Source organism: Flagellimonas eckloniae, from assembly GCF_001413955.1.
GTDB lineage: Bacteria > Bacteroidota > Bacteroidia > Flavobacteriales > Flavobacteriaceae > Flagellimonas > Flagellimonas eckloniae.
This window is the reverse complement of record NZ_LCTZ01000002.1, coordinates 3156734-3183064: the sequence shown is the minus strand read 5'-3', so window position 1 is coordinate 3183064 and position 26331 is coordinate 3156734. Positions and strand designations below refer to the sequence as shown.

Below are 26331 nucleotides of genomic sequence, written 5' to 3'. Positions count from 1 at the left end.
AGGTTCTCTACCCTTTTGCATAAGGATAAACCTGCAAAAAGTAGGTTTGGGAAGAATCAACTGGAAAAACTGGAGTGGAGCTGTTTGATTCTGGTTTTAGAATAGGCATATTCCACATCTTCGTTTTCGTAGTAGATTTGCCTTGATTATTATTTCCTTCCAAGATAGGTTTTATATGACCTTGGTTTTTTGATTCCGTAACCAAGGCGTCACCCGAATAAAATTGTGGATATGATTTTTGGTTGAATGGAAGTTGAGAGCTCTTTTGCCCCATCAATGGAAGGGCAAAACAAAAGGTCAATACTATAAAAACATATCTCATTGCAACAACATATGGATTAAAGATATTAATTTTTAAAACAAAAATGAGGTGAAAATAACTTCCACCTCATTGTAATTGATTGATTCAAATAAAATTTATATCACCCCTTGCGCAAGCATGGCATCAGCTACTTTTACAAAACCGGCAATATTTGCACCTTTTACATAGTTGCAATATCCATTCGCTTCTTTCCCATATTCAATACAGGAGTCATGAATATCTTCCATAATTCCTTTCAATCTCTCGTCCACTTCTTCACGAGTCCAGCTAATACGCAACGAGTTTTGCGACATCTCCAATCCAGAGGTGGCAACTCCTCCTGCGTTAGATGCTTTTCCGGGGGCAAACAAAATTTGAGCTTCATGAAAAGCATGAATGGCTTCAGGGGTAGAAGGCATATTTGCGCCTTCTGCAACCGCAACACAACCATTCTTTATCAGCGTGGCCGCATCATCACCATTTAACTCATTTTGGGTAGCGCAGGGTAAAGCCACATCGCACGGGACTTCCCAAGGTGTTTTTCCTTTATGATATTCCGCGGAAGAGTATTTATCAGCATATTCTGAAATCCTTCCTCTTCGGTTATTTTTCAAATCCATCACAAAGGCTAATTTTTCCTCGTCAATTCCATCTTTATCAAACACGTATCCACCAGAATCTGAAAGTGTAAATACTTTACCACCAAGGTGCATTACTTTTTCAGCAGCATATTGGGCCACATTCCCTGAACCCGAAATCACAACTTTTTTTCCTTTAAAGGATTCCCCTTTCATCCTCAGCATGCTATCCGCAAAATAAACCGTCCCATAGCCGGTAGCTTCAGGGCGAATCAAAGAACCTCCCCAAGAACGGCCTTTACCGGTCAATACGCCTGTGAACTCATTTCTGATTTTTTTGTACATTCCGAAAAGGAAGCCTATTTCGCGTGCGCCTACTCCAATATCGCCGGCCGGAACGTCAGTGTTTGGACCAATATGTCTATTTAATTCCAACATAAAGGCATGGCAAAAACGCATTACCTCATCATCGGATTTCCCCTTGGGATCAAAATCCGAACCTCCTTTACCTCCGCCCATGGGCAAGGTTGTCAAGCTATTCTTGAAAACCTGCTCAAAAGCTAAGAACTTTAGCACACTGGCATTTACCGTTGGATGAAACCGAAGGCCCCCTTTATAAGGTCCAATAGCAGAATTCATTTGAATTCGGTATCCCCGGTTTACATGTATTTCCCCATCATCATCAACCCAAGCCACTCGGAACGAAATCAACCGTTCTGGCTCTACCATCCTTAAAAGGATGTTTTTCCCATGATAGATGTCGTTTTTTACAATGTAAGGTATTACGGTTTCTGCTACCTCTTGTACCGCTTGGATGAATTCTGGTTCGTGACCATTTCTGGCTACTACCTCATCCATAAATGCTTTAATTTTTGCTTCCATAGAACGGATTACTAGTTTTGGTCCAAAGGACTTAGTTTAGAATTAGTTTTAACGAATTATGAATTTGAGGGCAAAAATATATTATTTCAATAATTTTGCAGTCTATTTTTTATAAATTATTCAAAAACTGATAATTGAGATAGGCTTTTAACATATCTATTGAAAAATCTTTTGTTTTTCCCATTTCTAGACTTCGAAACGTAACTTTTTCTTGAATTTGGCAATTATTCTTCATCCTATCGCCTGATCCAAGTCCGCTATTAAATCATCTACATCCTCTATTCCCACACTAAGTCTTATTAGTGAGTCCACAACACCACTTTTTTCCCGTTCTTCTTTGGGAATGCTGGCATGGGTCATACTTGCAGGATGCCCTGCCAAACTTTCTACACCACCAAGAGACTCAGCAAGGGTGAACACTTCTAATTTTTCTACAATTTTAATTGCCTCTTCATAACTGCTCCCCTCGGGAACAAATGAAATCATACCTCCAAAGTCGTCCATCTGGCTTTTGGCAACATCATGGTTGGGATGGGTTTCAAACCCAGGCCAGTATACTTTTTCAATTTTTGGGTGTTTTACAAGATATTCAGCTATTGCTCTCCCATTTTCACAATGCCGTTGCATACGTACGTGCAACGTTTTAATTCCACGTAGCGTTAAAAAACTATCCATCGGCCCACAAACGGCACCACTTGCATTCTGAATGAAATACAATTTATCAGCTAGCTCCTTGTCCTTAACTGCTAAAGCCCCAACAACAACATCACTATGTCCACCTAAATATTTAGTTGCAGAATGCATAACAATGTCCGCTCCCAAATCCAATGGACGTTGCAAGTATGGAGTGGCAAATGTATTATCCACCGCCAATAATAGATTGTTCTTTTTGGCAAGTTCGGAAACTGCTTTTATGTCTATTACATTCATCATTGGGTTGGTAGGTGTTTCAACCCAAATCAGTTTTGTTTTCGTATTTACATGCTCACGTATACTTTCTATACTTTGCATTCCAACAAAATGGAATTTAATCCCATACTTCTCAAAAATCTGTTTGAAGATTCTATAGCTCCCACCATATAAATCGTTGGTAGAAATTACCTCATCCCCAGGATTTAGAAGTTTTATTACTGCATCCATGGCAGAAAGTCCACTTGCAAATGCTAATCCATACGTTCCATTTTCAATACTCGCCAAGGCGTTTTCCAAAGCGGTTCGCGTAGGATTGGCACTTCTGGAATATTCAAATCCTTGATGTCCTCCCGGTGTGGTTTGGGCATAGGTAGAAGTTTGATAAATTGGTGGCATCACTGCACCATATGCCTTATCTGGCTGCTGGCCACCGTGAATGGTTTTACTATTGAATCTTAAATCTTTCTTGCTCATTTTGTCTTAATCTACATACAAATGTATTGTTATCTTTTGGAGTAATCAACGAAGTCTTATTTTTGGTAAATCCAAAAGCCCCATCTTATGAAAACTCCTTTTAAGGTAATTTTGTTTTTATTGCTCACCATTGGTTGTGAAAATGAGGATAAACTTACTTTTGAGCCTTACGAAATAGACGAAGGTGCCTGCGGCAATTGCCCTCAAATTGAAATATCCATTCCAAAAGCTCTGGACAAAACCAGACTTGCAAAAACCATAAACACGACTTTGGAAGAAGAGATTATTGCCTTGTTGTCTTTTGATGAAGAAAAGGAAATCGTTTCTATGGAGGATGCTGTGTACTCGTTTACCAATAGTTATAGAGAGCTTATAAATAGATTTCCTGATGAAACAATTGGTTGGGAGGCAAAAGTAAATAGCGAAGTTATCTACGAGGATAAAAATACCATAAGCCTGGTATTCAATACATATACATTTACCGGGGGTGCACATGGTTATGGATCAACCACATTTTTGAATTTTGATAAGTTGAAAGAAATGGAGGTTGAAAATTGGGAGCTTTTTACAAATACAGAAGGTTTTGAGAAGTTTGCGGAAACCAAGTTTAGGATTCAGGAAGCAATTCCGCAGGATGAAAATATCAACACCACGGGCTTTATGTTTGACGGCGACGTTTTTCATTTAGCAGAAAATATTGGATATACACCAGATGGTATTCAGTTAATATACAATCAATATGAGATTGCGTCTTATGCGGATGGGCCAATTATATTGACCCTACCATATGCCGAAGCAAATAAATATTTGAAAAGAAAAGTAAGGCTTTAGTTCTTCTACAATACACATACTTTTAAATAGAAAATAAAAAACATATCTATTTTTTTAGATATGTAAATATTTAAATTATATTTGTACTATGGATATTGTTGAAATAAGCAAAGTATTGTCAAATAAAACTAGGGTTAATATTCTAAAATGGCTAAAAAATCCTGAGCTAAATTTTCCGCCACACAAAGACATTGACCATTTTAATGATGGTGTTTGTGTAGGATACATTCAGGACAAAACTGGGCTGTCGCAATCTACCATTTCCACATATCTAAATTCTATGCAAAATGCAAATTTGGTCATTCCAACGAGACATGGAAAATGGACATATTATAAAAGAAACGAAGAAGTAATTGAAGCATATGTGGAGTCATTAAAAACCGATTTATAAATTTTTTAGACAAACAAATCGATAATTAGCGAAATATAAATTTGAATAACTATGGAACATTGTTTGGATTGTGGTTGTATCAATCATGCTGAGCTAACGCAAAATACACAAAGTACTTTTGCAAAGAACATTAAAAAAATTCTTGCGTCCATTCGGATCATAGGCGCAGAAGACATGTCAAAATTTAAATAAAAAACTATGAAAACAATAGGTTTAATAGGGGGAATGAGTTGGGAATCCTCAAAAATATATTATCAATATATAAATGAAATTGTCAAAGAGCGGTTGGGCGGTTCCCATTCGGCAAAGAGTGTTCTTTCCTCGGTTGATTTTGCCGAAATTGAACGTTTCTCATTCTCGGGAGAATGGGATGAGATAGGGAAACTTATGGAGGAACAGGCCAAAAATTTGAAAAGTGCCGGGTCTGATTTTATTATTCTTTGCACCAATACAATTCATCTGGTCAGTGATGCCATTACCAATGCCGTTGATATCCCATTTTTACATATCGCAAACGCTACGGGCGAAGCTATTAAAAGTAAAGGTTTAAAGAAAGTGGCACTGTTGGGCACGAAGTTCACTATGGAAAAAGACTTTTACACAAAAATCTTGGAAGAACAATATGGTTTGCAGGTTTTAATTCCAAATGAAGAGGACAGGGATACACTTCAGTCAATCATTTATAATCAGCTTGTGAAAGGTATTTTCACTGAGGAATCCAAGGAAATTTGCCTGGATATCATTAAAAAAATGGAAGCTCAGGGGGCAGAAGGCGCAATTTTAGGTTGCACGGAATTGCCTATACTGATTCCGGAAAAGGAAGTGAGTCTTCCAACCTTCGATACCACAAAAATACATGCACAAAAGGCAGTTGATTTTGCTTTAAACTAAATCTCTTGGAAAATAATGAAAATACTTATAGTTGGAGGTAACGGAACCATCGGCAAAAAGGTAACCTCATATTTTAAAGAAGGCCACAAGGTCGTTGTGGCGAGCAAAAGCACCGGTTCTATTATAGTAGATATCACGGATAGTAATTCAATAAGGACAATGTTTGAAAAAACAGGAAAATTGGATGCTATTATCTGTATTGCCGGAGAAGCCAAATGGGATTATTTTAGTGAGCTTTCAGAAGAAGATTATTATATCGGGTTTAAAAGCAAGCTCATGGGACAGGTAAATTTAGTGAGGATTGGTCAACACTATCTGAACAAAAAAGGCTCGATTACCTTGACTACCGGAATTTTAGCAGATGACCCCGTAATAAAAACAGCCAGTGCTGCTATGGTGAACGGAGCAATTCATAGCTTTGCACAAGCAGTTGCCCTTGAAATGGAAAATGGTATCAGAATCAACGTGGTTTCATCAGGAATGGTAGAAGATGCCTATGAAAAGTACAAGGATTATTTTCCAGGACATAACCCAGTTCCAATGAACAAGGTAATTGCTGGTTATGCTCGAAGTGTCTTGGGTAAGGATAATGGAAAAATCATAAGAATTTACGAATAGCATTTAAAATCAATCGATGAAAAAAATATACCATTTAGGGAGTTGCTCCACTTGCATCCGAATTTTAAAAGAGTTGCAACCACTCGATGGAGTAGTGTTACAAGAAATAAAAACAGAGGCCATTACAAAAGAGCAAATTGAAGAAATGGCCGCAATGTCAGGAAGTTATGAATCCCTATTTAGTAAACGGGCTATGTTGTTCCGCCAAAGAGGATTGCATGAACAAAAATTGTCTGAGGATGATTATAAAAATCTAATTCTAGATCACTACACATTCTTAAAACGACCCGTTACAATTGTTGACCAGCAAATATTTGTGGGGAATTCAAAAAAAATAGTCCAAGCGGCCAAAGAGGCACTACATTCATGAGCAAACGAACATTGGCATTGTTGGCTGCCTTGGGGGCCACCACTATTTATGGCATTAACCATACCGTTGCCAAAGGGGTTATGCCCACCTATGTCCAACCCTTCGGATTTATTCTGTTGCGGGTTGTGGGTGCAGCCATTTTATTTTGGGGAATTTCATTTTTTGGGCCTAAAGAAAAAATCGAGAAAAAAGATTGGGGGCGTATCTTGGTTTGTGCCATTTTGGGAATGGTCATAAATATGCTTGCCTTCTTTAAAGGACTTCAACTTTCCACGCCTATCAATAGTTCTGTTTTAATAACCATAACCCCTATAATTGTAGTTGTATTATCCGCTTTTTTCTTGAGTGAAAAAATAACCTTGAACAAAGGACTTGGCATCTTATTAGGATTTGTGGGAGCTGTAGCCTTGATACTTTTTGGAGCAGAAATACGCCAAGATGCGCCAAATATTCCTCTGGGAAACTTTCTATTTCTTGTAAATGCTACCTCCTATGGAGCTTACCTTATTGTGGTTAAAAAATTGATTGAAAAATATCATCCGTTTACATTAATGAAATGGTTGTTTACTATTGCAATTATTATTAATCTCCCCATTACGCTGCCCGAATTTTTAGAAATACAATGGTCAACTATGCCTGTATGGGTATATGCAACAATCGCGTTTGTAATTATTGGTACCACATTTATGACCTACCTTTTTAATGCGTTCGCGCTTTCAGAATTAAAGGCGTCAACCGTTGGGGCCTTTGTATATGTACAGCCATTATTTGGAATCATCTTTGCATTATTTTCCGGCAAGGATCAATTGACATTAGTCAAAATTATTGCTACGGCTTTGGTCTTATTTGGAGTATACCTTGCAAGCAAAAAACCTAAGCCAAGTACTTAAGGTTTCTACTTTATCTTACTTATTTCATTCTTGGTGAATTGAAACGGATTTTTGCTGGAATCATGCCCTTGGGCGCACAAGGCTGTGCTTTTTTGCATGGATTAGTTATAACCGGATCTTTTAAAGTTAGAGTAATCAACTTTGAAAAGTCTGCTGAGTTAAAGCCCTTGTTCGCCCATGAGAATAACTTTTTGGATTGGTATGAAAGATGGTTGGATGAAGTTATAACGGGCAAACTCATTTCAAATACACCCAGTTGGTTTGGTTATGCAAAGAAAAACAGAGGCTAGCAAAATATCCATTCTTACAAAATCTATCCGGCTGATGAAGCTGATGTTTTTTAACTGATTTGGACAATTCATCAATTTATAAATGTGAACTGTCAATTCATAAGCCAGTTATTTTTAGGGTTACTTTATAATTGCTCTATCAATATAATCTAATTATGGATAGAGTAAAATTTCTTCTGTTTATTGTGTTGGTAGCTTTTAGTTGTGGAAAAGATGAACCCAAAGATCAGGATGTACTTATAAACACCTTAATAGGAACATGGAGGTTTGAAGATTCAACAGACAACTTTTCTTATGAATTGAAATTCAATGAAAACTTGACAGGAAACAGGATAGATTCTGAAGGAGATGATGACAATTTCACTTATACCTTTACAGATAAAAAAATCAACTTCACAAGTGGTTTTCCAAGTGGAGAATATGATTATTCCATTGCAAATGGGAAATTAATGCTGTTTGGGGATACTTTGACAAAACAACCCTAGCAGCAATTTATTTACTCATGTTAAATCCTTGGGGATTTGAACATGCTTTCTAGTATCTGCCTTGGTCAAGATTTTAAAGTCGGTTGCCTTCTCCATTTTGTTAAATGCATCCATAAATAGCTGAGGTAGGGCCATTAATTTACGTTCCTTTAGATCCATCCAAGCACCCATCATTTCACAACGGGCAAAATTTTTGCCATCAGTATCGTAAAAATCATGCTGAAATTCGAAGAACATTCCATCCGCGCTCATCCCCTTAAAACCAAGTGAAACTTTTACAGGTTTTCCAGGGAAAACTTCTTTAAAGTAGTACATATGTTCGTAAAAGACCACCGGCCCAATACTATACTGCTCCATAGATTTTTGGTTAAATCCCAATTGTCCAAGATAGGCCATACGTGTATGACTCATAAAATTAATGTAAGCCGAATTGGCTAAATGGCGATTTGCATCCAAATCGCTCCATCGTATCTCAAATTCCTTAAAAAACATAGTCCGTTATTTGTTATGCGTGCATAATAATTGTAAAATTACCATAGTTTTCAAAACTGATTCCAATCAAAAGCCATAATTAGCCTTATTTTTAATGATACTTTAACATAAACAAATGAGCCACAAAGCCGAATTCATCAAAGACCTTTCCCTACCTGCTGTTGCAGCACCCATGTTTCTAATTTCCGGGCCCAAGCTTGTGGTTGAATGCTGTAAAAATGGAATCGTTGGTACTTTTCCGGCTTTGAACCAGCGCACGAGCGAAGGTTTTGAAGAATGGCTCATCCAAATAAAATCTGAGTTGCAGGAGTTTGAGGAAGAAACAGGTAAAAAGCCAGCTCCATTTGGGGTCAATCTCATTGTTCATCCTACAAACCCTAGACTGGAAGCTGATGTAAAACTTTGTATGAAGCACAAAGTCCCCTTGGTCATTACCTCTTTAGGAGCAGTTAGCATGGTTGTAGATGCCATACATAGTTATGGTGGCTTGGTTTTTCATGACATCATTAAAAAAAGACATGCCGAAAAAGCTTCTGAAGCTGGTGTTGATGGGCTCATCCTTGTAGCAGCTGGTGCCGGGGGCCATGCGGGCAACATAAACCCCATGAGTTTGATTGCCGAAGTAAAAAAAATCTTCAAAAAAACCATTTTGCTTTCTGGATGCATTAGTACGGGTCAGGATATTGCATCAGCTATGCAAATGGGTGCAGACTTGGCCTATATGGGAACACGCTTTATAAATTCTGAAGAAAGCAAAGCTCCTGAAGAATACCGAAAAATGATTATTGATGCCGGTGCAAGCGATGTTGTTTATACAGCGGCTATCTCTGGTGTACATGCGAATTTTTTAGCACCAAGTTTACAAGCAGCCGGAATTACCCAAGAAGATCTTAAAAAAGACCATAAAATTGATTTTGGCAAAGAACTGGATACAGAAGCCAAAGCTTGGAAAACCATTTGGTCCGCAGGGCAGGGTGTAACCACAATTGAAAATGTAATGCCAGTTTCTGAACTTGTAGAAACTTTAAAATCAGAATTTAAAGAAGCTATCGAGGAGCAAGCAAAACTATTAGAAACGTATCCTAAGGAATAGTAAAAACTAAGCTTCTATAGCTGTTGTATTCTTTAAATCTGCCAAAAATTGATGAACTTGGCTCACGCACATTGATCCTTCCCCTACTGCAGATGCAACGCGTTTTACAGACCCTTTTCTCACATCGCCCACAGCGAAAAATCCAGGAATACTGGTTTCCAAAGATTGAGGCTCTCTTCCACTATAAATAGAACACTTATGTAGTTCTTCTTGTTTTATTCCGGGACCCGTGCATATAAACCCTTTATCGTCTGTTGCTACTAACCCTTGTAGCCATTCCGTGCATGGCCTGGCGCCAATAAAAGTGAACAGATTTGTAATGTCTTTCGGTGTTTTTTCTCCCTTTTTATTTTCTAAAACCAAAGACTCCAAATGATATCGACCATATAACTCTTTTACTTGGGTATTTAGATGTACAAATATATTTTCTGCTGCTTCAATGCGCTGTACTAAATAGTCGCTCATTTTCGCACCCAAATCCCCTCCCCGTAATATTACATGTACTTCTTTAGCATGATTGGCAAGAAACAATGCCGCCTGTCCTGCTGAGTTTCCTCCACCAACTACGCCTACCAACTCATTTTTACAGGCTGATGCATTCATTCCAGTTGCTGAATAATACACCCCGCTTCCTTCAAATTTTTCAATGTTATCAATTGGCAAACTACGGTAATTTGCACCCGTTGCTGCCATAATGGCTTTGGTCTTTATGGTTTTATCATTGGTTGCATAAAGAATAAAATGACTCCCCGTATGCTCTATCTTTTCCGCTTTATGTGGAATAGAAATATTGCACCCAAACTTTTGAGCTTGCACATAAGCTTTGTTTGCCAAGTCACTCCCAGAAATTCCCGTGGGAAAACCTAAATAATTTTCAATTTTTGAGCTCTTCCCCGCTTGTCCACCTGGTGCTTTACTATCAATAGTAACCACACTTAACCCTTCTGAAGCGGCATAGACACTTCCTGCCAATCCTGCCGGTCCAGCGCCTATGACCAAAAGGTCAAAAACCTTATCCTCAAAATCCATTAAGACTCCCGAGTAACGTGCCAGTTGCTCCAGTGAAGGATTTGGACACACTTTAGCTTCACTATTGATCAGAAAAGGCAAATCTTCTTTAGAAAGATTAAAGTTCTCTAAAAGCTCGAGGGCGGATTCTGATACATCAACATCCAAAAAGTTATACCAGATATGGTTTTTATCCATAAAATCCCGGATAGCATACGTTTCTTTTGAGTTACCGGAACCAACAAGTTTAATTCCACCTGTAAACTCTGTTAGTACGGTTTCTTGGCGAAGCAAAAATGCATTTAATAATACATCGCTAATATCACTATGTCTTGCTATAGCTTCTTTCAGCTTTTTTGGAGCAATCCGAAGTACACTCGTGTCTCCTTTGGTAATGGCATGAAATTGTGCTCCACGGTTAGAAAGCATCCCACTATCCCCAGTAAATTCATTCTTTTGATGTGCTACGATAACTGCATTATCATTATAAGGGTCTTCAATAGAAACCTCACCATCTAAAACCACAAAAAAATCATACTGTAAATCTCCAAGCGTAAATATTTTTGCCTCTGATGGGTGATTCTCGACTTCTCCATAGGCCTTTAGAATCCTTATTTGTCTTTGGGTAAGTTCTGGAAAACGAGGATCTTTCATTTTTTAATATTTAGCGATTGATTCATGAACGTAACACCACATTCAATTTTCATTGGGTTCTGGGGAACTAACAACGGTATGATTATGAGAATTGGCATGTTTACTTGCATATTTTTTGAGCGACTATCACAACATGAGGTTATTCCACATTCTTGCCATTCGTATCCATTATCTTTTTTCACTTTAGAAATAACCTGAAGATGCTCACATTTTGCCCGCTTAACTCCATTACTTAAAAATACGATAAACTTTACTTTCAAATTTTAAGCCAATGACAAATATGAAAGATTTAAGTATTTTTAGAACATAATCAACCAACATGTACATCAAAAGAAATATTAGTTGGAACATCATTATAAGATATGCTTGGAAAAATCTTATTTTTTTCACGCTCTACGCCGGAGTTATCTTTTATCTCTATCATTCATTGGATTGGAAGCATATTGATATCCCTTTTCAGCCGCTTTCCGTAATTGGTATTGCAGTTGCTTTTTATATTGGATTTAAAAACAGCCAGAGCTACGATCGTTTTTGGGAAGGGCGAAAAATTTGGGGTGGAATTGTAAACTATTCCCGTACCTGGGCCAATAACGTACTTAGTTATGTTGAGAATGACAGAGATGCACAAATTATATTGATTTACAGGCATTTGGCTTGGATAAATGCACTGCGAATCCAGCTAAGACAACCTTCCAGTTTTTCAATTCGGGAAAATAGGGCTGTGGAACGTTTGTTTGATAGACACGGCGAACGAAATCCTGTTTGTAATGGAATGGATATGTTCTTATCCCCAGAGGAAGTTGACGGACTGGAAAATAGAAAAAACGTTGCCACTCATATCATAAAAAAACAGGGGCTACATCTAAAAAAGCTGTTGAAAGAAGAAAAAATAACAGAATTCGATAAGCAAATTTTCCATAATAATCTTGAGGAAATGTACAACCTACAGGGCAAGTGCGAACGTATAAAAAATACACCATTCCCAAGGCAATACGCATATTTCAGTACTCTCTTTACCTGGATTTTTGTTTTATTGCTTCCTTTTGGCCTATTAAATGTATTTGAAACCCAACTCAGTGAACTGAACAATGGACACAACTGGTGGTACATTGTTTTAATGATTTTCTTTTCCGTCCTGATCTCTTGGATGTTCGTTACCATGGAAAAAGTGGGAAGCAATAGCGAAGACCCATTTGAGGGTCGCATCAATGATGTGCCCATGACCGCTTTATGCAGAACCATTGAAATTGATTTAAGAGATATGCTGGATGAAAAAAATCTGCCAGAAAAGATAAAACCCCAGCACAATATTTTGTATTAATGCCCCAGGTTTCTTCAAGCTATAATCCCCCTCTTTTCTTTAGAAATGGACATTTTTCGACAGTTTATGCAGGCCTTGTTAGAAAAGTACATGGGATTATGCAAAAAAGGGAACGACTTGTATTGCCTGATGGAGATTTTTTAGATTTGGATTGGAGTAAATCCAACACCTCAACACAAAAGTTGGTCATTCTGCTCCACGGACTTGAAGGCGATGCACAACGCCCGTACATTACAGGAAGTGCCAAACTGTTTAACCAAAAAAGATTTGATACCTGTGCCATTAACTTCCGAGGGTGTAGCGGAGAATCGAATCTAAAATATAGGTCCTACCATTCTGGGGCAACGGAAGATTTAGTGGAAGTTTTGAACCATCTTCTCAATAACAACAACTATTCAGAAATTTATTTAAAAGGATTCAGTCTGGGTGGAAATTTGTTACTTAATTATTTAGGTGAAGGAAATCAGGTGCCAAATGAAGTTAAGGGAGCCGTTGCTATTTCTGTGCCATGCAATCTGCAAGATTCATGTTTGGAATTGTTGAAGCCCAAGAATATATTATACGCCAACCGGTTTAAAAAAAACCTCATTGCCAAGCTTAAACAGAAGCAACTTCTGTTTCCTGAGCTTTTATCGGATACTGATATTGCTTGCATTAAAACCCTAAAAGATTTTGACGATATTTATACAAGCAAGGCGCATAATTTTAAAGATGCATTGGACTACTATGCGCAATGCAGTTCCAAACAGTTTTTGCCTAACATAAACATTCCAAGCCTTATCATTAATGCAAAGAATGATTCTTTTTTGGGAAATGAATGCTATCCGTTCCACGAAGCAGAAAAACATAGGAACATTTATTTGGAGGCTCCCAGTTATGGAGGGCATGTTGGTTTTTGGGGAAAAAACAATACCACCTATACAGAAACAAGGGCTTTGGAATTCTTTACTTCCAACTAAATCGATTTCGGACCCCTATTGATTAAAGCTTAACAAAATCAAAGGAAAATTCGTCGCTAATTAACTATCTTAGTAGCTGCAAATACATCAAATTACAAAGAGCTAAACAAAATGAAAAAACTATTCCTATTCTTGGCATTGGGTGCCTTTCTAGCAAGCTGTGGTGGAAAAAAAGAAGAGAAAAAAGAAGGTTTTGAGGTAAGTAGAACCAAAACCGAAGAGAAAAAAGCACAAACTACTGAAGGTGTGCCAGTAGATTTGACCAACAAAGGAATTGGCCCAATAAAATCAGTTTCCTTTGCTGATGAAATTGACACTGAAATGGCAGCACGTGGTGAAGCTAAATTCAATGCTATCTGTGTAGCATGTCATATGGTGGATCAGCGAATGATAGGCCCTGCAATGGAGGGTGTATACGAACGCCGGAGCCCAGAATGGGTTATGAACATGATTCTGAATCCTGACAAGATGCTTCGTGAAGATCCCATTGCCAAAGCCTTATTAAAGGAATATAACAATGCTATAATGCTCAATCAAAATTTGAGCGAAGCAGAAGCTCGTGATTTGGCTGAGTATTTACGTACGCTGTAAAACATATCGTTCTATGGTATATGGATTGGTGTTGCTGCGCTAGCTCAAAATCAATTATTATGAAAAAGATGTCATTGGTTATCCTTGCCCTAGGACTCTGTGCTTCAATCCAAGCCCAAACCCTGTTGGGAGCATGGGAAAGTACAGGAACTGACAAAGAAGGTCAACAAATCAAAAACGTGGTTATATTCTCCGAAGGGCATCAAGTTTCCACTTGGTTCGATGTTAAGACAGGAGCTTTTATGGATACGAATGGGGGCGAATGGTTTCTTAATGGCAGTACTATTACCGAAACTGTTGAATTTGATACCAAATCCCCTGAAAGGGTTGGTACCCAAATATCTTTTGAAATTGATTTATCTGAAAACAAATTGAAAACTAAAGATTCCAATCGGATTTGGACACGTATCGATAATGGCACTCCGGGACTGCTTTCCGGTGCATGGATAATGTCCGGCAGAAAACGAAATGGCGAACTTCAATCACGGGATACCAGTCGTCCTAGAAAAACGATGAAAATTTTATCTGGAACCCGTTTTCAATGGATTGCATATAATACCGAAACAAAACAATTTATGGGTACTGGCGGAGGGAGCTACACCACGATTGATGGAAAGTACACGGAGAATATAGAGTTCTTTTCAAAAGATGATTCTAGAGTTGGGGCTAGTCTTGAGTATAATTTTGAATTAAAAGATGACGATTGGCACCATTCTGGTTTAAGTAGCAAGGGACAGCCAATCTATGAGGTTTGGAGTAAGCGAAAATCAATGAAATAGGCTAGTATCATCATTAATTGATAGCATATGAGAGTTTTAATTTTTTTACTTTTTCCATTCTTTCTTCTTGCCCAAGAAACCACCCCAAAAACTGACCAATATTTTGTTGCGCTGTACACGGTTGGGGAAAATTGGGATGCTGAAAAATCCCCTGGGGAACAACACTATTTTAAGGAGCATTCCAGTTTTTTGTCCCAATTACGAAAGGATTCGGTAATTGTAACTGGAGCGCGCTATAGTGACACGGGCATGTTGGTTTTAAAGGCAAAGGATTTTAAAACGATTAACGACATGTTACAACAAGACCTTGCCATCCAAAACAAACTTTTTACATTAGAAATACATGCTTATGCACCTTTTTACAAAGGATGCATCGAATAATTCCTATTTTATGAAAAACCTTTTAGTACTATCAATATTTATTTTAGCAAGTAATCTTCAAGCACAACATATGGAACTCCCCTATCATCAAATCCCAGATTATCCTGAAGATTATGGTTCTGGAAATGTAGTGGCCAGAATGATAGATGGTCTTGGCTTTAGATTCTACTGGGCCACAGAAGGATTGACCCAAAAAGATTTGGATTATAAGGTGTCCGAAGATGGGAGAACCATTTTTGAAACACTTCAACACATCTATGGCATGTCTGAAATGATCAAGAACGCTCCCGAATCCAAACCCAATGTTCGTCCCATGAATCTTTCAGAGCTTACCTATAAAGACTTGCGAGAAGGGACATTAAAAAATCTTCAAGCGGCAAGCCAAGCAATGGCTGGTGCAACTGCTGACGATTTTAAAGATTTTAAGGTCATTTTTCAACGCGGAGAAAATCAAACTCCATACCCCTATTGGAACATGATCAATGGAATGTTATCCGATTGTATCTATCATGCAGGCCAAATTACCATGATGCGGAGAGCTTCCGGTAATCCCATCAATCCTAAAGTGAGTGTTTTTAATGGTAGATTGAGAGAATAGCCCACCATAACGCTTTGTAACAAAAAGCTTTTTCCTGCTACCTATAATTAAACCTAGAAAATTATGGGATTCGCAAGTCACTCAGTATTGGCATCAAAGCAAAATCGTTCATTGCTTCGTAAGAGACAAAGTTATAGTGATATTCGAGAGACTTATGAAGGTTTTACAAATGATGCAAAACTCCACTTTAAAGAACTTACTCCTTTTGAGCAGAAGAAAATTAGGGACAAGATCATAGCCCAAGCAAAAAAGGACAGGTTGCAGGAAATATTTGTATACCTTCTTTCTCTATTCCTTGTAGGCCTCTTAGTATTTGAAGGGTATATGCTTCTTTCGAACTAAACCTTGTCCACAACCACTTTATAGGTTGGGTCTTCCAACATATTAACCTCAATAATATCTTCAGCATTTTTTAATAAGCGGATACAATCTTTGCTCAAATGTCGTAGATGTACTTTCTTGCCTGCTTTGGCGTAGCGTTCGGTAATCTTGTTCAAAGCTTCAATACCGGACATATCGGCTACACGGCTTTCTTGAAAATCAATGATTACCTCACTTGGGTCATTTTGAACATCAAATTTTTCAGCAAATAATGTAGTAGAGCCAAAGAATAAAGGACCATAAATTTCATAATGCTTTACCCCATTTTCATCTGTATGTTTTCTGGCCCGAATACGTTTTGCATTCTCCCAGGAATATGCCAATGCAGAAATAATAACTCCCAATAAAACCGCCACGGCAAGATTATGGGTAATTGCCGTAATCAAAGTCACCAAAACCATTACGATGACATCTGAATTTGGCATTTTCCGAAAGGTTTTAAAACTAGCCCATTCAAACGTTCCAATGGCGACCATAAACATTAATCCAACTAAAGCCGCCATGGGTAATTGCTCAATCAAGCTACTGCCAAACATGATAAATACCAATAACATTACTGCTGCAGTAATTCCAGAAAGTCGTGCTCGTGCCCCTGACGAAGTGTTGATCAAACTCTGTCCGATCATAGCACAACCGCCCATACCTGATAAGAATCCAGATAAAATATTAGCGGTGCCCTGGGCAACACATTCTTTGTTTCCACTACCGCGGGTTTCCGTTATTTCATCAATAATATTAAGGGTCAATAAACTTTCAATCAAACCAACTCCTGCTACAATACCTGCATATGGAATTATGATTAAAAACGTTTCCCAGGTCAAGGGAATGTTTGGAATGGACAGGGGAGGAAAACCTCCTTTGATACTTTCTCCTTCTTGAATAGTATCAGCTACAGTGAGTGTGTCAACTCCAAAACCAATAACAATTGCTGAAACAACAATAATGGCCAATAAGGATGAAGGAACAGCCTTTGTAATTTTTGGAAAGCCCCAGATAATGAGCATGGTCAATAGGGTTAAGCCCAACATGGTATACAGGGAAGTTCCAGACAACAGTACGTCTGTTCCTTTTTGATAAAAATTAGGAAACTGGGCCATGAAAATAATAATGGCCAACCCATTTACAAATCCGAACATTACTGGATGTGGTACAAGGCGTATAAATTTTCCCAAACGGAGTAGTCCTGCCAAAATTTGAATGACTCCGGCAATGATGACCGTGGCAAAAACATAGTTCAAAATAGTCGTAGGTTCTATTCCAGGAAAAGTACGTTTAAGCTCTAAAATCAAGCCGACAAAAATAACCGCAACCGCACCCGTAGCACCAGAAATCATTCCGGGACGTCCTCCAAGGATTGAGGTTACCAACGCCAAAACGAAAGCGGCATACAAACCGGTTAAAGGTGAGAACCCCGGAATCAGTGCAAAAGCAATTGCTTCGGGTACGAGCGCCAAGGCTACTGTAAGACCGGATAAAACTTCGGTACGATAGTTCACCTTTTGGGAAAAGTCAAAAAGATTTAGATATTTTTTCATCTCCTGATTTTAAGGGCGCAAAAATACCATAAATCCTTGGCTTGACACCATATACGCAAAGAATTAAAGATTATATAATTAATATGTGGAGAATTGCAAAATTCTTAACTGCCTTATATGTGATTTTGAAATCTATAAAAAGAGCCGCCCCAAGCTAAATGCTTGAGGCGGCTCCAACTAAATAACCAACCAAAAAACTTGTCTATATAGTCGAACACTAAAGTTCTTCCTTACATTTTTCTTTGTCTTGTAACGTTCATTACAGAATTTTTAACTTTTGAACGTTTTTTACCTGTTTTACTTCCAGATTTTAAATATTGAATGTATCCTCTACCTGTAAATTCATATATCGTTCCGCTGTCAACATGATACAGTTCAATAGTACTATCATTAATAACGTAGAGCTCAAAATAATCATTGCCCAAAAAGTCATAATCCAGTGTTAAAGTTTTCAATGTCTCATCGTTTGCGACATCAAAAACTTCAAAATCGCCTTCATAATCCCATTGTATGTTTGAAATTGGGATTCCACTACCATCAATTGAAGACCTAAAAAATTCACCATTGTCCCCAGATAAAAATTGAAGATAATTTTCATCATCAAACTCATTTATAGCACCTACCTCGCTGGTAAAGGTTTTTTCCCAAATTTCATATTCCTGTAAAAAGTAGTTGATGTTGTCATAAAAAACCATGTCATAATCAAAATTAGAACGCTGGTACCCTCTCAATATATAGGATGTTTTGGAACGGGAATCGTACAGTTCCAATGTGCTATTATTTACCGCAAATACCTCTAACAACCATAGGTTATCAATATCATGGTTTATCTCAACCGCTCCATTCAATGTGGCATATGAACCTACATCTATTCCCAAACCATTTCCGGTTTTACCAATACCAACCATATTGTTATTGGCATATACGACTCCACGGTCAAAGGAAATTGTAAATGCACTTTGTAAAAAAGGTACCTCACCATTTCCCCTTGTTTCATTTATATCAATGTACCATAAATCATAGGCTTCCAATACCAATGCTGTATTATATGACGATTCTTCTATAAAATCATCTTCAAATACAACTTCAGTGTAACATGAGCTGGCCAAAAGACCTATAAATACAATTCCGAATAGTAGTTTTCCAATTTTCATACTTCTGGTTTTTCAATTCAATACTCATAAACCAAGCACCATGCCAAAAAACATAAGTTATTGATATTCAGAATTTAACAATCTAATTGTTAGAATGTTTAGTTTTACATTTTAATTCTTGTAAATGGGTGACAAACTTAGATTTGGTATTTTAGGAGGAGGTAGTTGGGGAACGGCGTTGGTAAAGATGCTTTCTGAAAATCTAGAAGACATAGCCTGGTATATGCGAAGCGAATCCGCTATTGCACATTTGCATCATGAAGGCAATAATCCCAATTACTTAAGTTCCGTTCAGTTTGATGTTTCAAAGCTTGAACTAAGTAATGACATTAACCATATTGTTGCATCTTCCGATATTCTCATTTTTGCAATCCCATCGGCTTTTTTAGAAAGTGAGCTAGGCGGACTTACAGTTCCCTTGGCCAACAAAATAATCTTTTCTGCTATTAAAGGAATTGTTCCAGAAAGTGGATTGATTGTTGGGGAACACTTTCATGAACATTATAAAATCCCGTTCAAAAATATTGGGGTCATTACAGGCCCATGCCACGCAGAGGAGGTGGCTTTGGAACGTCTATCCTATCTCACCATTGCGTGTGCCGATGAGTCAAAAGCAGAATTGGTGGCCAATGAGTTGAAAAGCCATTATATCAGAACAAAAATTTCTGATGATATTATTGGCACCGAGTACGCAGCCATGCTGAAAAACATTTATGCCATTGCTGCAGGTATTGCCCATGGATTGGGTTATGGAGATAACTTTCAGAGCGTATTGATGAGCAATGCAATACGGGAAATGAAGCGATTTATAGATAGTGTTTACAAAATGAAGCGCAATATTAATAATTCGGCTTATTTGGGAGATTTATTGGTAACAGGCTACTCAACTTTTAGCCGTAACCGTATGTTTGGTAATATGATTGGTAAGGGGTATACCGTAAAAAGCGCCATGATGGAAATGAATATGGTTGCCGAAGGTTATTATGCGACCAAAAGTGCACATCTTTTACATGAAAAGAACGAGAAGAAATCCAAAACACCAATAATAAATGCGGTATACCAAGTGCTTTATCAAGAAAAAAATCCAAAAAAAGTTTTTAGAAAATTAACCGAAAGGCTGGATTAGATTCAATGTAGCAACACCTCATCCGAAATGCTTTTTCCTCTTGGAATGGCATTATCCTGAATATCAATGGTCATGGCATCGTATGATTTTATATATGCTTTATTCACTATATAGGATTTGTGAACGCGCCTAAAATTATCCGGCAACTCCTTGAGTGTGCCCTTAATACTCCCATAGCTTGTTATTTTTGATTTATCTACCAAATGATAGGTAACATAATTCCCCAAGCCTTCTACAAAAAGTATGTTCTTTAGGGGAACACGATGTGTTCTTCGGTTGGACCTAATTTCCAAGATTTCACTTTCTAAACTTTTGTTCTTGTCATGCTCAAGGGACCAGAGTTGAAACAACTTGATTCCAAGAATTAACAAGGTGGTTGTGTTAATCAAAATGATTGCTTTTACCAACGACATAATATTGAACAGTCCCGTAGTTGAATCATTCAACAATAATTCCTCATAAAACAAGTGGATAAAAACGCGTTGTAGTATTCCTCCAAGAAGCATTGTCAATCCATATCCAATAAAAAAACTTCTAAACTTTCTTTTAAGCAAAAATCGCGGAAGCAAAAAATAAATAGTGACGTACACAGCCAAAATCCGAATTGGCAATAAGACAAACTCCAAATAAAAAGAAGCCAAATACCCTTCCTCGCCAACCCAAATCAATCCAAATAGCAGATAGTACAATACCCAAAAAACACTATGGGTAGCTATTCTTGAATTAAAGAGATAAAAGCTATTTGTGGATTGCATGAATATTAAATCATTGTACGAGCCCTGTTGACATAAAAAACAAGTGCCTATGTATAAATTATCCTCCAGCTAAAAATAGGCAATCTAATTTTAAAGAAAACTTAAATCCATATTGATGAAACTTAAAAATAGATTCTTGTTCTTTTGTCTTATTCTTCTTTTTTCAATTCCAAGTTCACAATCACAATACCTTACCAGAAGAAGCTCTTGGGAAGCAAAAATAAGTAGTCCAAAGGCGGGTGTTCCAGGTGCGCAGATTGTAGAGATAACGAAAAACAGCCCGCTTGCAAAGGCAGGATTTATGCCCAATGATATTATCATAGAAGTGAATAATGTTCTATTAAAAGACGAAGAGGCTTGGAGTGATGTTTCTTATGGCCTACGAGCAAGTGTCGATATAAAAATCAAAGCACTACGGGACACTCAAATTGTTGAAGCCAATGTAAGGTTCAATCCATTGGGCAAGGAAAAGCACGAAGGAATCGATACTTTTTACGAAGAGGTCACGAGCACCTATGGAATTACGCAAAGAACCATTATCACCAAACCTAAAAAATCTGGAAAACAGCCTGCAATTGTTTTAATTGGTGGACTAAGCTGTTCAAGTATTGAAACTTATAAAGGGCGAAGAGGTAACAATTGGGGGCAAACCATCAAGGATTTGGTGGAAAAGTCGGGAATGGTCGTAATGCGCATTGAAAAACCCGGCGTAGGTGATAGTGAAGGTGATTGTAGTACTTCAGATTTTTTAATGGATTTGGAGGGATATAGGTCAGCCATTAAAAATTTGAAGTCAAAACCTTATGTTGATACATCGAGAATTATCGTTTACGGCTCCAGCATGGGAAGTGCCTTAGCGCCGCTGCTGGCCAACGAATTTGAATTGGCCGGGGTTATTTCTGATGGCACCTTCTTTAAAACATGGTATGAGCATATGCTGGAAATTGAAAGAAGAATTCTTCAGTTTCAAGACAATACGGAATCGCAAATCGTTGAAAAAATGAACAACTTTTATATTCCTCTTTATCACGGAATGTTGATTCAAAAGAAAACCTATCAAGAAGTGGTTAATGAATATCCTGCACTTGCCGAATACAATTATCATTCCGCAGCACATATGTATGGAAGGCCTGTTCAATATTATCAGCAGTTACAGGATTTTGATTTAGCAGGGCAATGGGAGAAACTAAAAGTTCCCGTAAGAATTTTAAGGGGAGCCCACGATTGGATAATGTCATCTTTCGATAACAAAATGATTATTGAAGTCTTAAAAAGAAATGGGCACCAAGACCACTTACTACATGAATATCCGGGTTTGGACCATTGGAACACTATACATGAAAGTCCAAAAAACTCCTTTGAGGGAAAAGAGGGCAAATGGGATGAGGGTACAATTAACCTGATTATTGGTTGGGCACAAGAAATGGCAGGATTATAAAACTAGACGCGCTCCAATGAAAAACTGGAGTGCGATTCCAATTCTTCCTCCATTTTCTCCTTAAAAAATTCAAGTTGGGCAGTATCATACCCAAATGCTTTCTTGAATTCTTCTTGGATGGGCTCCATATAATTTCGGATGCTGTCAATATCAAAATATAATCTTCCCGTTCTTCTGATAAAGAAATCCATTGGGTTCAAAACCATTTCATGGGCAATGGCAAATTGTGCTTCGGCACGAAGCATTCTAAGATAAACATCCTTGTTCCGTAATGCGGCATAGTTTTCTAAAATAGCTTCGGTTTGTTTTCCATAATTGGTGACCAAATACCATGCATCATATTCCGAAAATCCATCTTCCTTAATCCGGTCAAAAACCTCACTGATGTATTTTTTTACGTGCTTATATTTTTTAAAATCACTTCCACAAAGTGGAATTTTATCCGTGGTACATTCTGGGATTTTTGTACCATCATCTTCCTCCATTTTCCTGGCAATTCTGTTGACAACACGTTCAGCCATCTTGCGATATCCCGTTAACTTCCCTCCTGCTATACTGAAAAGCCCTGTGTCCGAGGTGAAAATTTCATCCTTTCGGGAAAGTTCTGAAGCTGATTTTCCTTCTTCATGAATCAAGGGCCTCAACCCAGCCCATGAAGAAATAATATCTTCCATTTCCAAATTGATGCTCGGAAACATATTGTTGACTGCTGAAATCAGATAAATAGCATCGGCCAAATCAGTTTTGATATTATCCTTATCCAAGTTAAAATTGGTATCCGTAGTTCCAACATACGTAATTTTCCCCCTTGGAATGGCAAACATCATTCGGCCATCAGGAACATCAAAATACACCGATTGTTTTACCGGAAGTTTTTCCCTTGGAAACACTAAATGAACTCCCTTGGTCAAGTGCAGTCGTTTTCCCTTTTTAGAATTGTTTAGGCTTCGTAATTCATCAACCCACGGTCCCGCAGCGCTAATTACATATTTTGATTTGATGTTGAACTCATCCCCTAAAACCTCATCCTTTACTTTTACCCCTGCTACTTTTTCGTCAGTATAAATGAAATCTGTAACCTTGGCATAGTTCAACGCCTTAGCGCCAAATTGCAAACTGGTTTTTATATTTTCAATGGTCAATCTTGCGTCATCTGTCCTATATTCTGCATAGTACCCCGCTCCATTCAATATTTTTTTTGGCAAAAGCGGTTCCAGTTTTAATGCTTCTTTTTTCTCCAACATCTGCCGTTTGTCATCCCCTGTCACTTGGGCAAGGATGTCGTATACTTTTAGACCAATGGAAGTCAACCATTTACCGTAAGAACCTCCTTCAATCAAGGGAAGCAACATTTTTTCAGGAAGGACCAAATGCGGTGCCAACTTATGTACAATGGCTCTTTCCGAACCTACTTCTTTTACCAACCAAAAATCAAACTGTTTGAGATATCTAAGCCCTCCGTGAATTAATTTGGTTGATTTGCTACTGGTTCCGGATGCAAAATCTCCTTTTTCCAACAAGGCAACTTTCATTCCCCTTGAGGCTGCGTCCAAGGCAATTCCACCACCAGTAATTCCACCACCGATGACAACCAAGTCGAATGTCTCTTGGGAAAGTTCTTGAATGGTTTTCTTCCTATTCAAGTTTGAAAATTCAACAATCTCTTTCATCTTATAGCGATTAGTTAAAGGAGCAAACATCAAAATTACATAAAATGTAAACGTTTACAATGTAAAAGAAATTAAGTTTATATTAAATCTGATAATCTGGCTAATCTCTTTCAAAGGATTTGTTATATGGTAACCTATTCAACTTCCAAGTTCGCGCCTCAGCTGAAGTTATTGAATATATTTTTTTTCTAAAAAGTATCCTACCAACGCCTCCTTCATCAAAACGGACTGCTCCCCGGCTTTTAATGGGGGTAATTGTTCCTTTACGATATAGTGGGGCCAACCATCCTCGTCAAAAAAATCAAAATCATAATACCCATAAGGCTCCAATAACCTACAAATGGCGATATGCATTAAATTGACTTTTTCATCTTTTTTGAAGTCCCTTTTAAAATTGCCAAGTTCCTGTACCCCCACCAAATAGATAATGCCATCCATTTCCAATGGGTCTCCATCAGAAAATTGATTGGACAATTTTTCCACCAATAATTCCCATCTTTCCTTAAGTTTATCGTCTCTTGACATGTCATTTTTTAGGAGCTTCAAAGGTACAAATCAATATCCTATATTTGTTAAAAACCCATTTATGAGCTTTTTAGATATTGTTATTGGGATATTGTTGGTTTGGGGACTATATAAAGGTTTAAAAAATGGATTGTTTGTAGAAATAGCCTCCCTATTGGCTTTGATTGCAGGAATCTACGGCGCCATACACTTCTCCTATATTGCTGGCAACTATCTTGCGGAAAACCTTAACTGGAACGAACAATATCTAAAAATAACTGCTTTTCTGATTACATTTTTTGCAATTGTACTCTTGGTAAATTTTGCTGGTAAATTCCTGACTAAAATAGCGGACTTTGCGATGTTGGGCATTTTGAACAAGATTGCCGGAGGTGTCTTTGGAATGCTTAAGGTTGCTATTATCGTTGGGGCCCTTTTGATATTCTTTGAACGCCTTACATCTTCTTTTGACTTTGTGGGAGATGACACGAAGAGCACTTCCATCTTTTATGAACCCGTAAAGGAAATTGGTGCTTTTGTTTTTAGCCTTGTCCTTGAAAGCGAAAAGGAAAATTCTGAAGAAGCTGAAAACTAAGTCCTGTTCAAAATCCTTTAAAAGGGCATTTTTCTTCGATAAAAGGAAACTACTGCCAGACCCTATTTGACCCAGTTTAGTTCAATTTTGCAACTCATCGGATTAATCCGTAATCATATGGATATTTTCTGGCAGACCTGTTGTCTGAAAGTAGTTTAGCAATAGAACTATAGGAGATTTTTAGAACCAATCTCCACAATTACCCCCGAAAATGAAAAAATTATTTTACGCTTTATGGATTATTGCTTCGGCAATTGGAGTAAGCATGTGCAGTAAGACTTCTTCCCTTGAAGAGGAACAAATTATTACCGAATCACTTTTTGAAGGCGAAAAAGTTGTTGTTGATCCAGTTCAAATGGAAAAAGATCTTTTTGATTTAGTAAATGACTATAGGGTTTCAGTTGGGTCTTCCAAATTGCAATCAAGTCCAACATCATACAAGTATGCCGAAGCGCACAATAATTACATGATATCAAAAAATAAATTGAGTCATGACAACTTTGAATCAAGAGCATCAGGTATAGCATCCGAAATAAATGCTGTAGATGTAAGTGAAAATGTAGCACGATTTTATAGCACTGCAGAACTTACTCTTGATGGTTGGTTAAAGAGTGCATCACACAAAGAAGCCATTGAAGGTGAATATACCCATACTACCTTGAGTGTTCAGTTGGATAAAGAAGGTTTGCCTTACTTCACGCAAATTTTTATGAAAGTTCAATAAATAAGTTTTATTAGGTTACACTAAATAAGTGTTTGATAAGACCTGTGCTTTGCACGGGTCTTTTTTGTTAAACCCTATGCTGCAACAAAGGTTTTTTATACCTTTCTAAAAACTTTTGCAATGGCAATAAAGGCTCCTTTTAACCTAAATAAATGGATAGAAGAAAACCGCGACACCCTAAAGCCCCCTGTTGGCAATAGAAATCTGTACAAAGAAGCAGGTGATTATATTGTAATGATTGTAGCTGGGCCTAATGCTCGCAAAGACTATCATTATAACGAAACCGAGGAGCTCTTTTATCAATTAGAAGGGAGCATTGAAGTACATATACAGGAGGATGGACAAAAAAAGACAATGAAACTTGGTCCAGGAGATATGTATCTTCATCCTGCAAAAGTACCACACTCCCCTGTTCGACACGCTGGATCTATCGGTCTTGTTGTAGAGAGAAAAAGAGCAGATATGAATGTGGATGATGGCCTGCTATGGTTTTGCGACAGTTGTAACCATAAACTTTATGAAGCCTATTTTACCCTGAATGATATTGAAAAGGACTTTTTAAGTCACTTTAAACATTTTTATAGTTCCGAAGACTTACGCACATGTAACAACTGCGGAACAGTAATGCCAGTTGATGAACGATTTATAGCAAAAGATTGA

Annotated in this window: 31 protein-coding genes; 21 read left to right on the top strand and 10 right to left on the bottom strand. The window is 37.7% G+C overall.

The window, feature by feature from the left end:
• Positions 1 to 7 precede the first annotated feature (7 nt).
• From AAY42_RS13640 to AAY42_RS13630, 3 genes are all read right to left on the bottom strand, one after another.
• Positions 8 to 322 carry a hypothetical protein gene (locus tag AAY42_RS13640; RefSeq protein ID WP_055396157.1) on the bottom strand — a complete coding sequence of 105 codons (315 nt, stop codon included), beginning with the start codon at positions 320 to 322 and terminating at the stop codon, positions 8 to 10.
• Positions 323 to 417: 95 nt separating this feature from the next.
• Positions 418 to 1761: an NADP-specific glutamate dehydrogenase gene (gene gdhA / locus AAY42_RS13635; protein WP_055396155.1), complete on the bottom strand. Its 1344-nt coding sequence runs from the start codon at positions 1759 to 1761 to the stop codon at positions 418 to 420.
• 231 nt (positions 1762 to 1992) lie between these two features.
• A complete protein-coding gene (locus AAY42_RS13630; protein WP_055396153.1) occupies positions 1993 to 3147 on the bottom strand; it encodes a cystathionine gamma-synthase in 1155 nt (384 codons plus the stop codon).
• Between the two features lie 87 nt (positions 3148 to 3234).
• Here AAY42_RS13630 and AAY42_RS13625 point away from each other — a divergent pair, with 87 nt between their 5' ends.
• The 8 genes from AAY42_RS13625 to AAY42_RS13590 all read left to right on the top strand — a co-directional run bounded on the left by AAY42_RS13625 (position 3235) and on the right by AAY42_RS13590 (position 7913).
• A complete protein-coding gene (locus AAY42_RS13625; RefSeq protein WP_055396151.1) occupies positions 3235 to 3978 on the top strand; it encodes a DUF3298 and DUF4163 domain-containing protein in 744 nt (247 codons plus the stop codon).
• 88 nt (positions 3979 to 4066) lie between these two features.
• Positions 4067 to 4369: an ArsR/SmtB family transcription factor gene (locus AAY42_RS13620; protein WP_055396149.1), complete on the top strand. Its 303-nt coding sequence runs from the start codon at positions 4067 to 4069 to the stop codon at positions 4367 to 4369.
• A 198-nt stretch (positions 4370 to 4567) separates the two neighbouring features.
• Positions 4568 to 5260: an aspartate/glutamate racemase family protein gene (locus AAY42_RS13615; RefSeq protein WP_055396147.1), complete on the top strand. Its 693-nt coding sequence runs from the start codon at positions 4568 to 4570 to the stop codon at positions 5258 to 5260.
• Between the two features lie 15 nt (positions 5261 to 5275).
• The gene (locus AAY42_RS13610) at positions 5276 to 5878 is read left to right on the top strand and encodes a short chain dehydrogenase (protein WP_055396145.1); all 603 of its coding nucleotides are present in this window, start codon (positions 5276 to 5278) and stop codon (positions 5876 to 5878) included.
• Between the two features lie 16 nt (positions 5879 to 5894).
• Complete coding sequence (locus AAY42_RS13605) at positions 5895 to 6248, top strand: arsenate reductase family protein (RefSeq protein WP_055396142.1); 354 nt, start codon at positions 5895 to 5897, stop codon at positions 6246 to 6248.
• On the top strand, positions 6245 to 7138 hold the full coding sequence (locus AAY42_RS13600; protein WP_055396140.1) for a DMT family transporter: 894 nt from the start codon (positions 6245 to 6247) through the stop codon (positions 7136 to 7138). The genes AAY42_RS13605 and AAY42_RS13600 overlap by 4 nt, the downstream gene beginning before the upstream one ends.
• A 38-nt stretch (positions 7139 to 7176) precedes the next feature.
• The gene (locus tag AAY42_RS13595; RefSeq protein ID WP_139063736.1) at positions 7177 to 7428 is read left to right on the top strand and encodes a hypothetical protein; all 252 of its coding nucleotides are present in this window, start codon (positions 7177 to 7179) and stop codon (positions 7426 to 7428) included.
• Positions 7429 to 7583: 155 nt separating this feature from the next.
• A complete protein-coding gene (locus tag AAY42_RS13590; protein WP_055396136.1) occupies positions 7584 to 7913 on the top strand; it encodes a hypothetical protein in 330 nt (109 codons plus the stop codon).
• A gap of 15 nt (positions 7914 to 7928) precedes the next feature.
• On the opposite strand, the gene AAY42_RS13585 is transcribed toward AAY42_RS13590, so the two are convergent.
• Complete coding sequence (locus AAY42_RS13585; RefSeq protein WP_055396134.1) at positions 7929 to 8405, bottom strand: acyl-CoA thioesterase; 477 nt, start codon at positions 8403 to 8405, stop codon at positions 7929 to 7931.
• A 115-nt stretch (positions 8406 to 8520) separates the two neighbouring features.
• Between AAY42_RS13585 and AAY42_RS13580 the strand changes: the two genes are divergently transcribed.
• Positions 8521 to 9498, top strand: coding sequence for an NAD(P)H-dependent flavin oxidoreductase (locus AAY42_RS13580; protein ID WP_055396132.1), 978 nt, complete (start codon positions 8521 to 8523; stop codon positions 9496 to 9498).
• Between the two features lie 6 nt (positions 9499 to 9504).
• Here the strand turns inward: AAY42_RS13580 and AAY42_RS13575 are convergent, their stop codons facing one another.
• Positions 9505 to 11160: an FAD-dependent oxidoreductase gene (locus AAY42_RS13575; protein ID WP_055396130.1), complete on the bottom strand. Its 1656-nt coding sequence runs from the start codon at positions 11158 to 11160 to the stop codon at positions 9505 to 9507.
• A 319-nt stretch (positions 11161 to 11479) separates the two neighbouring features.
• On the opposite strand from AAY42_RS13575, the gene AAY42_RS13565 reads away from it, so the two are divergent.
• The 7 genes from AAY42_RS13565 to AAY42_RS13535 all read left to right on the top strand — a co-directional run bounded on the left by AAY42_RS13565 (position 11480) and on the right by AAY42_RS13535 (position 16131).
• The gene (locus AAY42_RS13565) at positions 11480 to 12481 is read left to right on the top strand and encodes a bestrophin family protein (protein WP_055396126.1); all 1002 of its coding nucleotides are present in this window, start codon (positions 11480 to 11482) and stop codon (positions 12479 to 12481) included.
• On the top strand, positions 12481 to 13440 hold the full coding sequence (locus tag AAY42_RS13560) for a YheT family hydrolase (protein ID WP_055396124.1): 960 nt from the start codon (positions 12481 to 12483) through the stop codon (positions 13438 to 13440). The genes AAY42_RS13565 and AAY42_RS13560 overlap by 1 nt, the downstream gene beginning before the upstream one ends.
• 111 nt (positions 13441 to 13551) lie before the next feature.
• Complete coding sequence (locus tag AAY42_RS13555) at positions 13552 to 14031, top strand: c-type cytochrome (RefSeq protein WP_055396122.1); 480 nt, start codon at positions 13552 to 13554, stop codon at positions 14029 to 14031.
• A gap of 59 nt (positions 14032 to 14090) precedes the next feature.
• The gene (locus AAY42_RS13550) at positions 14091 to 14810 is read left to right on the top strand and encodes a hypothetical protein (RefSeq protein ID WP_055396120.1); all 720 of its coding nucleotides are present in this window, start codon (positions 14091 to 14093) and stop codon (positions 14808 to 14810) included.
• Between the two features lie 27 nt (positions 14811 to 14837).
• Positions 14838 to 15191: a hypothetical protein gene (locus tag AAY42_RS13545; protein ID WP_055396118.1), complete on the top strand. Its 354-nt coding sequence runs from the start codon at positions 14838 to 14840 to the stop codon at positions 15189 to 15191.
• A 10-nt stretch (positions 15192 to 15201) separates the two neighbouring features.
• Entirely contained in the window at positions 15202 to 15789 is a 588-nt protein-coding gene (locus AAY42_RS13540) for a DinB family protein (protein WP_139063735.1), read from the top strand.
• 63 nt (positions 15790 to 15852) lie between these two features.
• Positions 15853 to 16131 (top strand): hypothetical protein, encoded by a 279-nt coding sequence (locus AAY42_RS13535; protein WP_055396115.1) that lies wholly within the window; start codon positions 15853 to 15855, stop codon positions 16129 to 16131.
• Here the strand turns inward: AAY42_RS13535 and AAY42_RS13530 are convergent.
• Both AAY42_RS13530 and AAY42_RS13525 read right to left on the bottom strand, forming a co-directional pair.
• On the bottom strand, positions 16128 to 17705 hold the full coding sequence (locus tag AAY42_RS13530; protein ID WP_055396112.1) for a SulP family inorganic anion transporter: 1578 nt from the start codon (positions 17703 to 17705) through the stop codon (positions 16128 to 16130). The two genes, AAY42_RS13535 and AAY42_RS13530, sit on opposite strands and share 4 nt — an antisense overlap.
• A 230-nt stretch (positions 17706 to 17935) precedes the next feature.
• Positions 17936 to 18859, bottom strand: coding sequence for a hypothetical protein (locus tag AAY42_RS13525; protein ID WP_055396110.1), 924 nt, complete (start codon positions 18857 to 18859; stop codon positions 17936 to 17938).
• A 124-nt stretch (positions 18860 to 18983) separates the two neighbouring features.
• On the opposite strand from AAY42_RS13525, the gene AAY42_RS13520 reads away from it, so the two are divergent.
• Positions 18984 to 19985 (top strand): NAD(P)H-dependent glycerol-3-phosphate dehydrogenase, encoded by a 1002-nt coding sequence (locus tag AAY42_RS13520; protein WP_055396108.1) that lies wholly within the window; start codon positions 18984 to 18986, stop codon positions 19983 to 19985.
• A gap of 2 nt (positions 19986 to 19987) precedes the next feature.
• Here AAY42_RS13520 and AAY42_RS13515 read toward each other — a convergent pair whose 3' ends face one another.
• The gene (locus tag AAY42_RS13515; RefSeq protein WP_055396106.1) at positions 19988 to 20740 is read right to left on the bottom strand and encodes a LytR/AlgR family response regulator transcription factor; all 753 of its coding nucleotides are present in this window, start codon (positions 20738 to 20740) and stop codon (positions 19988 to 19990) included.
• Between the two features lie 115 nt (positions 20741 to 20855).
• On the opposite strand from AAY42_RS13515, the gene AAY42_RS13510 reads away from it, so the two are divergent.
• Positions 20856 to 22178 (top strand): serine aminopeptidase domain-containing protein, encoded by a 1323-nt coding sequence (locus AAY42_RS13510; RefSeq protein WP_055396104.1) that lies wholly within the window; start codon positions 20856 to 20858, stop codon positions 22176 to 22178.
• A gap of 2 nt (positions 22179 to 22180) precedes the next feature.
• Here the strand turns inward: AAY42_RS13510 and AAY42_RS13505 are convergent, their stop codons facing one another.
• Positions 22181 to 23848 carry a glycerol-3-phosphate dehydrogenase/oxidase gene (locus AAY42_RS13505; protein ID WP_055396102.1) on the bottom strand — a complete coding sequence of 556 codons (1668 nt, stop codon included), beginning with the start codon at positions 23846 to 23848 and terminating at the stop codon, positions 22181 to 22183.
• 168 nt (positions 23849 to 24016) lie between these two features.
• Positions 24017 to 24373 (bottom strand): hypothetical protein, encoded by a 357-nt coding sequence (locus AAY42_RS13500; protein ID WP_055396100.1) that lies wholly within the window; start codon positions 24371 to 24373, stop codon positions 24017 to 24019.
• Between the two features lie 61 nt (positions 24374 to 24434).
• On the opposite strand from AAY42_RS13500, the gene AAY42_RS13495 reads away from it, so the two are divergent.
• The 3 genes from AAY42_RS13495 to AAY42_RS13485 all read left to right on the top strand — a co-directional run bounded on the left by AAY42_RS13495 (position 24435) and on the right by AAY42_RS13485 (position 26331).
• Positions 24435 to 24947: a CvpA family protein gene (locus AAY42_RS13495; RefSeq protein ID WP_055397935.1), complete on the top strand. Its 513-nt coding sequence runs from the start codon at positions 24435 to 24437 to the stop codon at positions 24945 to 24947.
• Between the two features lie 211 nt (positions 24948 to 25158).
• Positions 25159 to 25671, top strand: a complete 513-nt coding sequence (locus AAY42_RS13490; protein WP_055396097.1) for a CAP domain-containing protein — start codon at positions 25159 to 25161, stop codon at positions 25669 to 25671.
• A gap of 120 nt (positions 25672 to 25791) precedes the next feature.
• Complete coding sequence (locus AAY42_RS13485) at positions 25792 to 26331, top strand: 3-hydroxyanthranilate 3,4-dioxygenase (protein ID WP_055396095.1); 540 nt, start codon at positions 25792 to 25794, stop codon at positions 26329 to 26331.